Origin of the sequence: Macrococcoides bohemicum, from assembly GCF_003259675.1 — a bacterium.
Taxonomy (GTDB): domain Bacteria; phylum Bacillota; class Bacilli; order Staphylococcales; family Staphylococcaceae; genus Macrococcoides; species Macrococcoides bohemicum.
In genome coordinates, this window is record NZ_PZJG01000003.1 from 251,189 (window position 1) to 260,501 (window position 9,313).

Annotated in this window: 11 protein-coding genes and 1 riboswitch; of the genes, 10 read left to right on the forward strand and 1 reads right to left on the reverse strand. The window is 34.4% G+C overall.

Annotated features, from left to right (window positions below):
- The first annotated feature begins 31 nt into the window (after nt 1–31).
- The 10 genes from BHX94_RS07540 (at nt 32) to sufB (ending at nt 9,041) form a co-directional block, all read left to right on the forward strand.
- A complete protein-coding gene (locus tag BHX94_RS07540; RefSeq protein ID WP_111745563.1) occupies nt 32–421 on the forward strand; it encodes a toprim domain-containing protein in 390 nt (129 codons plus the stop codon).
- Entirely contained in the window at nt 393–704 is a 312-nt protein-coding gene (locus BHX94_RS07545) for a thioredoxin family protein (RefSeq protein ID WP_096077061.1), read from the forward strand. Before BHX94_RS07540 ends, BHX94_RS07545 begins: the two co-directional genes overlap by 29 nt.
- A 39-nt stretch (nt 705–743) precedes the next feature.
- A riboswitch (SAM riboswitch) is annotated at nt 744–849 on the forward strand.
- A 72-nt stretch (nt 850–921) separates the two neighbouring features.
- Nucleotides 922–1,947 (forward strand): methionine ABC transporter ATP-binding protein, encoded by a 1,026-nt coding sequence (locus BHX94_RS07550; RefSeq protein WP_111745564.1) that lies wholly within the window; start codon nt 922–924, stop codon nt 1,945–1,947.
- A complete protein-coding gene (locus tag BHX94_RS07555) occupies nt 1,940–2,632 on the forward strand; it encodes a methionine ABC transporter permease (RefSeq protein ID WP_111714327.1) in 693 nt (230 codons plus the stop codon). Before BHX94_RS07550 ends, BHX94_RS07555 begins: the two co-directional genes overlap by 8 nt.
- Nucleotides 2,633–2,684: 52 nt before the next feature.
- Nucleotides 2,685–3,518 (forward strand): MetQ/NlpA family ABC transporter substrate-binding protein, encoded by an 834-nt coding sequence (locus tag BHX94_RS07560; protein ID WP_111745565.1) that lies wholly within the window; start codon nt 2,685–2,687, stop codon nt 3,516–3,518.
- A gap of 310 nt (nt 3,519–3,828) precedes the next feature.
- The gene (gene sufC, locus BHX94_RS07565; RefSeq protein WP_096077056.1) at nt 3,829–4,605 is read left to right on the forward strand and encodes a Fe-S cluster assembly ATPase SufC; all 777 of its coding nucleotides are present in this window, start codon (nt 3,829–3,831) and stop codon (nt 4,603–4,605) included.
- A gap of 30 nt (nt 4,606–4,635) precedes the next feature.
- Nucleotides 4,636–5,940 (forward strand): Fe-S cluster assembly protein SufD, encoded by a 1,305-nt coding sequence (sufD, locus tag BHX94_RS07570; RefSeq protein ID WP_111745566.1) that lies wholly within the window; start codon nt 4,636–4,638, stop codon nt 5,938–5,940.
- Between the two features lie 29 nt (nt 5,941–5,969).
- Complete coding sequence (locus tag BHX94_RS07575; protein WP_111745567.1) at nt 5,970–7,205, forward strand: cysteine desulfurase; 1,236 nt, start codon at nt 5,970–5,972, stop codon at nt 7,203–7,205.
- Nucleotides 7,195–7,629 (forward strand): Fe-S cluster assembly sulfur transfer protein SufU, encoded by a 435-nt coding sequence (gene sufU, locus BHX94_RS07580; protein WP_096077053.1) that lies wholly within the window; start codon nt 7,195–7,197, stop codon nt 7,627–7,629. Before BHX94_RS07575 ends, sufU begins: the two co-directional genes overlap by 11 nt.
- 14 nt (nt 7,630–7,643) lie before the next feature.
- A complete protein-coding gene (gene sufB, locus BHX94_RS07585) occupies nt 7,644–9,041 on the forward strand; it encodes a Fe-S cluster assembly protein SufB (protein WP_111745568.1) in 1,398 nt (465 codons plus the stop codon).
- A gap of 133 nt (nt 9,042–9,174) precedes the next feature.
- Here the strand turns inward: sufB and BHX94_RS07590 are convergent.
- A partial coding sequence (locus tag BHX94_RS07590) for a transposase (protein ID WP_146606913.1) occupies nt 9,175–9,313 on the reverse strand: 139 nt, incomplete at its 5' end.

Below are 9,313 nucleotides of genomic sequence, written 5' to 3' on the forward strand. Positions count from 1 at the left end.
CTAAATACAATATGATAAAAAGGTGATGGACATGTCTGTAATTACTAAAGTTATCGTTGTAGAAGGAAAGCGTGACAAACTAAGATTACAAGAAGTATTAATGGAACCTGTACATATTATATGCACCAATGGCACGATGGGTATCGGAAAACTGGATGATATGATTGAAGATTTGTATCATCATAAAGTTTATATTATGACCGATAGCGATAAAGCTGGACGTAAAATTAGATCTTGGTTTAAACGCCATTTGAGTGAAAGTAATCATATTCATATTGATCCGAAATACGGTGAGGTGGGTAATTGCCCACTAGATTATTTAGCAAGAACGATGATGAAACATCAGTTTGATGTAAAACAACAATTTGTCTGGAAAGGTAAGCCCGCGCAATATGAACTTAAATCAGCTTTTGCAATTTGAAATTTCAGATCAACCATTTATTCTATTTGGATATACTCCGTTTTGTGGTACATGTAAGCTTGCAGAAAAGATGTTAGATATTACTGCTGCATCTCTAAACATACCAGTTACAAAAATTGATTTAAATTACTATGAAAATTTAAGTCAGTATTACGAAATTAAAAGTGTGCCGGTATTGTTGTTTATACGTAACGGCATGGTAGAAAATATATCTTATCAATTTGAGTCCGTAACAACTTTATATGAAAATTTAAATTTAATGTTGACGAATACTTCAAATTGACTTAAGATAAAGAACATATTCATAAAACAACTAAATAAACTCTTATCTAGAGTGGTGGAGGGATGTGCCCTATGAAACCCGGCAACCGTCAATAATGACATGGTGCCAATTCACATAAAGTTATATTAACTTTAGAAGATGAGAGAGTCGAAAATAGATAATTATCGTCTTTCTTATGTCCACATAGGAGAGACGTTTTTTCGTTAGGAGGCCAAATTTGATTACATTAAATAATGTTGTAAAGACATTTACAACAAAAAAAGGAAATATACAAGCTGTCGATAACGTAAATCTTGAAATTCAAAGCGGTGAGATTTACGGTATTATTGGTTTCAGTGGTGCTGGGAAAAGTACATTAATTCGAATGTTTAACGGATTAGAATTACCTACGAGTGGTGACGTGATTGTAAATGGCAGTACCATCAATAAGTTGTCAAAGCAGCAACTGAATAAAGAACGTCAAAAAATATCAATGATATTCCAGCATTTTAACCTACTTTGGAGTAGAACGGTATATGATAACATTGCATTACCTCTTGAAATAGCTGGCGTTAAAAAGAGTGACATCAGTCCTAAAGTGAAATCTTTGATTAAACTTGTTGGATTAGAAGGAAGAGAAAATGCTTATCCTTCAGAATTGTCAGGTGGACAAAAACAACGTGTAGGTATCGCCCGCGCATTAAGTAATGATCCTGACGTTTTACTCTGTGATGAAGCAACGAGTGCTTTAGATCCACAGACGACAGATGAAATACTAGAATTATTAGTCGATATCAATAAAACGTTGAACTTAACGATAATTTTAATCACTCATGAGATGGAAGTAATTCGCAAGATCTGTCATAAAGTAGCTGTAATGGAGTTAGGGAAAGTGGTCGAAGAAGGATCAGTGATAGAAGTATTTAATAATCCAAAAACAAATATCACAAAACGTTTTGTACGTGATGATATCCAGGATAATGAAACTGAGACTTCAATCGAAGAGATTAAACAAGCATATCCACATGGCAGTATCCTGAAATTAAAATTTGTTGGATCTTCAACTGGCCAGCCTATCGTAAGTAAAGTAATTAAGAAGTACGGCATCGAGATGAATATCTTAGCAGGGAATGTTAAACATACACAAGCAGGATCTTTCGGTAATTTAATTGTTCATGTTAAAGAAGTAAATGGATCACTTCAACCTATCGCTGAAGAATTAAAAAGCCATGGTGTTGAGATGGAGGTAGAAAGACATGGATAATTTTATTAAAACATTGACAGATATGTTAAGTATGAAAAATGTTGTATGGGCAGATGTATGGACTGCTACTGTTGAAACACTATCAATGACTTTTATTTCTGCAATATTCACATTTATATTTGGATTAATTATCGGCATTATTTTATTTTTAACATCTCGAAGTAAGTCAAAAGCAGCTCGTGTATTTTATAGTGTTACTGCTTTTATCGTCAATTTATTCCGAGCAATCCCGTTTATTATCTTGATTTTATTGCTATTCCCATTTACAAATTTAATCATGCAGACAATCAGTGGTGTAAAAGGAGCGCTACCAGCTTTAATTATCGGTGCAGCACCTTTCTACGCGCGACTTGTTGAAATTGGATTGAAAGAGATTGATAAAGGTGTAATTGAAGCTGTTGAATCAATGGGCGCAAATACATGGACATTAATTAAAAAAGTATTAATTCCTGAAAGTTTACCAGCGATTGTATCTGGTATTACAGTCACAACAATTGCACTCGTTGGTTCTACAGCAATCGCTGGCGTTATTGGTGCCGGTGGTTTAGGTAACTTAGCTTACTTAGTTGGATTCACAAGAGGACAAAATGACGTAATTTTTGTTTCTACAGTAATTATTTTAATTATTGTATTCCTCATTCAATTCGTCGGTGACATTATTACGAAGAAAGTTGATAAACGTTAATTATCCATAATGGATTTTTATAAAAATAATACAAAAAAGAGGAGCGTTAAAAATGAAAAAATTATTTTACGTATTTCTTACTGCATCATTAATATTAATTCTTGCAGCTTGTGGTAATGATAAATCTGACGACAACAAAACTTCAAAGTCAGATGACAAAACGATTACAGTAGGGGCTTCACCCGCACCACATGCAGAAATTTTAGAAGAAGCAAAAGCAGCACTTAAAAAAGAAGGTTATGATTTAAAAATTAAAATCATCAATGACTATACAACACCAAACCGTATGTTATCAGAAGGTGACATCGATGCGAACTACTTTCAACATACACCGTATTTAGAAACTGAGAAAAAAGCTAAAGGATACAAAATTGAATCAGCAGGAAATGTCCACGTTGAACCAATGGCGGTATATTCAAAAAAAGTGAAAAACTTAGATGAATTAAAAAAAGGTGCAACTGTTTATGTATCTAATAACCCGGCTGAAGAAGGACGCTTCTTATCATTCTTTACAAAAGCAGGTTTAATTAAACTTAAAGACGGAGTAGATCCTGTAAAAGCGACATTTAAAGATATCGTTGAAAATAAAAAAGATATTCAATTCAACAACAAACAAGCAGCAGAGTTTGTTCCTAAAACTTATAACAATGGTGAAGGTGATGCAACAATCATCAACTCTAACTTTGCATTAGCAAATAAATTAAATCCAGTTAAAGATTCAATTGTAATTGAAGGTGAAGATTCTCCATACGCAAATTTAATTGCAGTTCAAGAAGGACATAAAGAAGATGCTAAGATCAAAGCATTAATAAAAGTATTACAATCAAAAGAAATCCAGGATTTCATCAATAAAAAATATGATGGAAAAGTAATTCCAGCAAAATAGTAAAAATGAGATTCAGACATTTGTCTTAATCTCTTTTTTTATTAATGTAAAGATGATATAGAATGAAGAGTTTGTTTGGAAGAGATTTTTAAACTATATTGAAGATTAAGGTTATATTCATGTTTCTTTATTTTCAATCAAAAGACATATTTTCTCACTGATTAAAAATATTTAGCCCGATTAATTTAACTAATATCTTATTTAGGTTATAATAAGTACTGTGATTTAAGTCATAGGTCTTTGACCTCAGATTAAAATTATTATAAACTAGATAAGATGAAATTATTATATATATCGGAGGGAATTCAATATGGTATCAGTTTTAGAAATTAAAGATTTACACGTTTCAATTGAAGGGAAAGAAATTTTAAAAGGTGTAAATTTAACGATTAAACAAAATGAAGTTCATGCAATCATGGGACCTAATGGTACTGGTAAATCAACTTTATCAGCAGCGATTATGGGACATCCTAAATATGAAGTTACTCAAGGTGAAGTTTTACTTGATGGCGAGAACGTATTAGAGATGGAAGTTGATGAACGCGCACAAGCTGGTCTTTTCTTAGCGATGCAATATCCATCAGAAATTTCTGGTGTTACGAATGCAGACTTCTTACGTTCAGCAATTAATGCTAAACGTGAAGAAGGTAATGAAATCAATTTAATGCAGTTCATCAAGAAATTAGACAAAAATATGGAATTTTTAGAAATGGATTTAGATATGGCACAACGTTACTTAAACGAAGGATTCTCTGGTGGGGAGAAAAAACGTAACGAAATTCTTCAATTAATGATGCTAGAGCCTAAATTTGCAATCTTAGATGAAATCGATTCAGGTTTAGATATCGATGCATTAAAAGTTGTATCAAAAGGAATTAACGAAATGCGCGGAGAAAACTTCGGTTGCTTAATTATCACGCATTACCAACGTTTATTAAACTACATTACGCCTGACTTCGTACATGTTATGATGCAAGGTAAAGTTGTTAAATCAGGTGGAGAAGAGTTAGCGAAACGTCTTGAAGCTGAAGGTTATGACTGGATTAAACAAGAGCTAAACATTCAAGATGAAACAATTAACGCGTAATACCTGATAATTAAATAGGAGGAAAATGTGATGAGTACAATCGATGTAACAAACGATATTATTAAAAATTTCTCAGCATCACGCAATGAGCCAACATGGATGGCAGAATTACGTGCTGACGCTTTTAATAAATTAAATACAATTGAAATGCCAAAACCAGATAAAACAAAACTTGATAAATGGGTCTTTGATGTTCACCATAAAGAAATCAAAAGTGATGTTTATGCTTCAACTGATGCTTTACCTGAAGCGGTTAAAAACTTATTGGATATGGAGAATGTAGAAAACCTTATTGTGCAACATAACAATACACCTGCACTAGTAAAAGTTGAACAGTCTTTAATTGATCAAGGTGTAATCGTAAAAGATATTGAAACTGCATTAATTGAAAACAGTGAGTTAGTAAAACAATACTATATGACTGAAGCTGTAAAAGTGGATGAACACCGCCTTACTGCATTGCATGTTGCTATGATGAATGGTGGACTATTCGTATACGTTCCACGTAATGTAGTCGTTGAAAATCCAATTCAATATGTAGTATTACATGATAATGCAGATGTAAATATCATCAACCATTTAATCATTGTTGCTGAAGAAAGTGCTGAAGTAACATATGTTGAGAACTATTTATCAACTGTAGAAACAAAAGATGCACAGTTAAATTTAGTTTCTGAAGTTATCGCAAAAGATAACGCTAAAATCACTTACGGTGCCGTTGATTTCTTAAACAAAGGATTTACAGGGCATGTTATCCGTCGTGGTATGGCAGCAAAAGATGCAACGATTGACTGGGCTTTAGGTTTGATGAATGATGGCGACACAATTAATGATAATACGACTTACTTAAATGGTGACAATTCTAAGAGTAATTTAAAGATTGTTGTAGTAGGTCGTGGAGAACAAAAATTAAACTTCACTACACAAATCATACAATATGGTAAGTCTAGTGAAGGTCATATCTTAAAACACGGTGTAATGAAAGATTCAGCATCTTCAATCTTTAATGGTATCGGCCACATTAAACATGGTGGTACAAAAGCAGACGCACAACAAGAATCACGTGTATTAATGTTATCAGAAAAAGCTAGAGGAGACGCTAACCCGATATTATTAATCGATGAAGATGATGTTACAGCAGGACACGCAGCTTCGGTAGGCCGTGTGGATCCGATGCAATTATTCTATTTAATGAGTCGTGGTATTTCTAAACAGGAAGCAGAACGTTTAGTCATTCATGGTTTCTTAGCACCAGTAGTAACTGAATTACCAATTGAAGCAGTAAAACGTCAATTAACAGACGTTATTGAAGAAAAAGTAATGGGTAAATTATAAAATATAGTTTTGAAAGGTCTTGATATTGAATGACCAGCTTAAATGTTGAAGCAATCAGAAAAGATTTTCCGATTCTAACTGAGCATGTTAACGGGAAAGATATCATTTATTTAGATTCATCAGCGACTAGTCAGAAACCATCAAGTGTAATAGAGAAAACAAAATATTATTATGAGCATATGAATGCAAATGTACACCGTGGTGTACATACTTTAGGTACGCGTGCTACGGACGGGTATGAAAATGCACGGGAGAGAGTACGCAGCTTTATTAATGCGAAATATTTTGAAGAGATTATTTTTACACGTGGTACGACAACAGCAATTAATACCGTAGCACACAGTTATGGTGATATTGCGGTTAGTGAAGGTGATGAAATTGTCATTACTGAGATGGAACATCATGCAAATTTAGTTCCGTGGCAACAACTTGCGAAACGTAAAAAAGCAGTGCTTAAATATATTCCGCTTGAATCAGATGGCACGGTTACGTTGGAAAATGTACGTGCAACAGTTACAAGCAAGACAAAAATTGTTGCAATGGCACATGTTTCTAACGTTCTAGGCACGATCAATGATGTGAAAAGCATCGCTGAAATTGCACATGAAAATGGGGCTGTGATTGTAGTTGATGGTGCGCAGGCAATACCTCATATGAATGTTGATGTGACTGATTTAAATTGTGACTTCTATGCATTCAGTGGACACAAGATGCTTGGGCCAACAGGTATCGGTGTGTTATATGGAAAAAAAGAATATTTAAATCAAATGGAACCGATTGAATTTGGTGGAGATATGATTGACTTTGTAGGTTTACAGGATTCTACATGGACAGAATTACCGACTAAATTTGAAGCGGGAACACCTTTAATTGCTGAAGCAGTAGGTTTAGCAGAAGCGATTAACTATTTAAGCAATATCGGTATGGACAACGTATTAGCTTATGAACATGAGTTAACGACATATGCATACGAAAAAATGAGTGAAATTGAAGGTTTAGAAATTTACGGTCCAACTGCAGATAAACGTGCAGGATTAATCACTTTTAATTTAGAAGGTGTACATCCACATGATTTAGCAACTGCCTTAGATTCACATGGCATTGCGATTCGTGCAGGGCATCATTGTGCACAACCTTTAATGAAATGGTTGGGACAGTCTTCTACAGCACGTGCAAGTTTCTACATCTACAATACAAAGGAAGAAGTAGATCAACTTGTTCAAAGCTTGAAAGAAACAAAGGAGTTTTTCAGTTATGAGTTTTAATAATTTAGATCAACTTTATCGTTCTGTCATTATGGATCATTATAAGAATCCTCGTAACAAAGGCGTTATAGAAGATGGTGCCTTAACAATAGATATGAACAATCCAACGTGTGGAGATAGAATTCGACTTACACTTGATATTGTTGACGATATTGTTCAGGATGCTAAGTTTGATGGAGAAGGTTGTTCAATCTCAATGTCTAGCGCATCAATGATGACTGAAGCAATAAAAGGTAAGACAATAGAAGAAGCATTAAAGATGAGTGATGAATTCTCTAAGATGATGCTTGGAGAAGATTATCAAATAGAGGAAGAAGCTGGAGATATTGAAGCACTTTCTGGTGTAGCTAAGTTTCCGGCCCGTATCAAATGTGCGACGCTTGCCTGGAAAGCATTAGAACGTGGCACAAAGAATGAAAACTAAAAGGAGTGAGTGAAATGGTTAAACAAGCACCCGATGTTGGTGATTACAAATATGGTTTCCATGATAAAGACGTATCTATTTTCCGTTCAGAACGTGGACTAACTGAAGATATCGTAAGAGAAATTTCAAAGATGAAGGATGAGCCACAGTGGATGTTAGACTTCCGCTTAAAATCGTTAAAACAATTCTACAAAATGCCTATGCCGATGTGGGGTGGGGATTTATCAGAATTAAACTTTGATGAAATTACGTATTATGTTAAACCGTCAGAACATACAGAACGATCTTGGGACGAAGTACCTGAAGAGATTAAACAAACATTTGATAAATTAGGTATTCCTGAAGCTGAACAAAAATATTTAGCTGGGGTATCAGCACAATATGAATCTGAAGTTGTATACCACAATATGCAGGAAGATTTAGAAGAACAAGGCATTATTTTTAAAGATACAGATTCAGCATTACGTGAAAATGAAGATATCTTTAAAGAGTATTTTGCTTCAGTAATTCCACCGGCAGATAATAAATTTGCTGCATTGAACTCTGCTGTTTGGTCAGGTGGATCATTCATCTATGTACCAAAAGGTGTAAAATTAGAAACGCCATTACAAGCATACTTCCGTATTAACTCTGAGAATATGGGACAATTCGAAAGAACACTAATCATCGTTGACGAAGGCGCAAGTGTACATTACGTTGAAGGATGTACAGCTCCAGTTTATACGACGAATTCTTTACACTCAGCTGTAGTAGAAATCATCGTTAAAAAAGATGCATATTGCCGTTATACGACAATTCAGAACTGGGCAAATAATGTGTTCAACTTAGTTACAAAACGTACATTCGTGTATGAAAATGGAACGATGGAATGGATTGATGGTAACATCGGTTCTAAATTAACAATGAAATACCCTGCATGTTACTTATTAGGTGAAGGTGCACGTGGTATGACATTATCTATCGCTTTAGCAGGCAAAGGACAAGTTCAGGATGCTGGTGCGAAAATGATGCACATGGCACCAAACACTTCTTCTACAATCGTCTCTAAATCGATTTCTAAACAAGGCGGTAAAGTAGTTTACCGTGGTATCGTTCATTTCGGACGTAAAGCGACTGGCGCACGTTCAAACATTGAATGTGATACGTTAATTATGGATAACGAGTCAACATCAGATACAATTCCATACAACGAAATGTTAAACGACAATATTTCGTTAGAGCATGAAGCTAAAGTATCTAAAGTATCAGAAGAACAGTTATTCTACTTAATGAGCCGTGGTATTTCAGAAGAAGAAACGACAGAAATGATCGTAATGGGCTTCATCGAGCCATTCACAAAAGAATTACCAATGGAATACGCAGTTGAAATGAACCGTTTAATCAAGTTCGAAATGGAAGGTTCTATTGGTTAAAATATAAAAGAATGCCTAAGACGCAGTGTCTTAGGCATTTCAGATTGAAGACAAACTCACAATTCTAAAAGTGAGTTTGTCTTTTTTCTTCGAAAAATATTGTTATTTTAAAGAAATTAGCAAAATATCCAGCTTAACCTGCTAGATAATTTGCTAATTTCTTTAAATTCATGCATGCGAAAATAAGCGTGGTCTCCATGGTGACTTTTTGAATTCCTTTGTACTTAGTCCATCGCAAACCATGCTGTTCTTTAGCATCAGCAAAACGTCTT

Bases quoted from the DNA above. Each gene is read 5' to 3' on its own strand.
- sufB (WP_111745568.1), top strand. From the start codon at position 7,644: ATGGTTAAACAAGCACCCGATGTTGGTGATTACAAATATGGTTTCCAT.
- sufU (WP_096077053.1), top strand. From the start codon at position 7,195: ATGAGTTTTAATAATTTAGATCAACTTTATCGTTCTGTCATTATGGAT.
- BHX94_RS07560 (WP_111745565.1), top strand. From the start codon at position 2,685: ATGAAAAAATTATTTTACGTATTTCTTACTGCATCATTAATATTAATT.
- BHX94_RS07545 (WP_096077061.1), top strand. From the start codon at position 393: ATGAACTTAAATCAGCTTTTGCAATTTGAAATTTCAGATCAACCATTT.
- BHX94_RS07575 (WP_111745567.1), top strand. From the start codon at position 5,970: ATGACCAGCTTAAATGTTGAAGCAATCAGAAAAGATTTTCCGATTCTA.
- BHX94_RS07555 (WP_111714327.1), top strand. From the start codon at position 1,940: ATGGATAATTTTATTAAAACATTGACAGATATGTTAAGTATGAAAAAT.
- sufC (WP_096077056.1), top strand. From the start codon at position 3,829: ATGGTATCAGTTTTAGAAATTAAAGATTTACACGTTTCAATTGAAGGG.
- BHX94_RS07540 (WP_111745563.1), top strand. From the start codon at position 32: ATGTCTGTAATTACTAAAGTTATCGTTGTAGAAGGAAAGCGTGACAAA.
- sufD (WP_111745566.1), top strand. From the start codon at position 4,636: ATGAGTACAATCGATGTAACAAACGATATTATTAAAAATTTCTCAGCA.